Here is a 631-nt window from a genome sequence, read left to right as displayed (position 1 = left end):
GGGCAGGATGGTGACGCTGTCGCCGTCGGCGAGGGTGGTGGAGATGCCCTCCAGGAAGCGGACGTCCTCGTCGTTCAGGTAGACGTTGACGAAGCGGCGCAGCTCGCCGCCCTCGACCAGGCGGGCGGCGATGCCCGGGTGGCGGGCGTCGAGGTCGGCGAAGAGTTCCCCGAGGTTGCTGCCGGTGCCCTCGACGGCCTTGGCGCCGTCGGTGTAGGTGCGGAGGATGGTCGGGATGCGGACCTCGATGGCCATGGGTGCGCTCCTGTGCGAGTCGTGAGGTGGGCCGCGACGGGCGCGGCGGGGAGGGTGGTCCCGGGGCTCGGCGTCGCCGGCAGGCGGTGGGCCCGGGTGGGGCGGGGCGGCTCAGCGCGAACGCGCGGGCGTGCCGGGACAGATCGCACTGGCGAGCCGGCACAGGTCGACGTGCAGGCGCGCCACGAGGCGGGTGCCCGGGGCCTGGTTGCTCACATCGACGGAACGCATGGGCTCATCGTATAGATTCCCGGGCCCGCTCCTCCATGCCCGTCTCGGGATCCGGATGCTCCCGTTTCTCGGGCTGAGACGACACGGGCCCGGGGGGCCCGCGGGGGGCGGGCGCGCGGGCGCGCGCGCGCGGGCGCCGGCTGGT

Annotated in this window: 2 protein-coding genes; both read right to left on the bottom strand. The window is 75.0% G+C overall.

Annotated elements, in window-relative coordinates; translation table 11 throughout:
* On the bottom strand, positions 1–255 hold a 255-nt coding region (locus ACFV6I_RS35190), incomplete at its 3' end, for a MoaD/ThiS family protein (RefSeq protein WP_380429951.1).
* A gap of 111 nt (positions 256–366) precedes the next feature.
* Positions 367–486, bottom strand: a complete 120-nt coding sequence (locus ACFV6I_RS35185) for a putative leader peptide (protein ID WP_347878546.1) — start codon at positions 484–486, stop codon at positions 367–369.
* Positions 487–631 lie beyond the last annotated feature (145 nt).

It is taken from the genome of Kitasatospora sp. NPDC059803 (genome assembly GCF_042732255.1).
Taxonomy (GTDB): Bacteria; Actinomycetota; Actinomycetes; order Streptomycetales; family Streptomycetaceae; genus Kitasatospora.
This window is presented reverse-complemented; position numbering and strand designations above follow the sequence as displayed.

Excerpts from the sequence above, each read along its gene's own strand:
- ACFV6I_RS35185 (WP_347878546.1), bottom strand. The coding sequence starts at position 486 with ATGCGTTCCGTCGATGTGAGCAACCAGGCCCCGGGCACCCGCCTCGTG.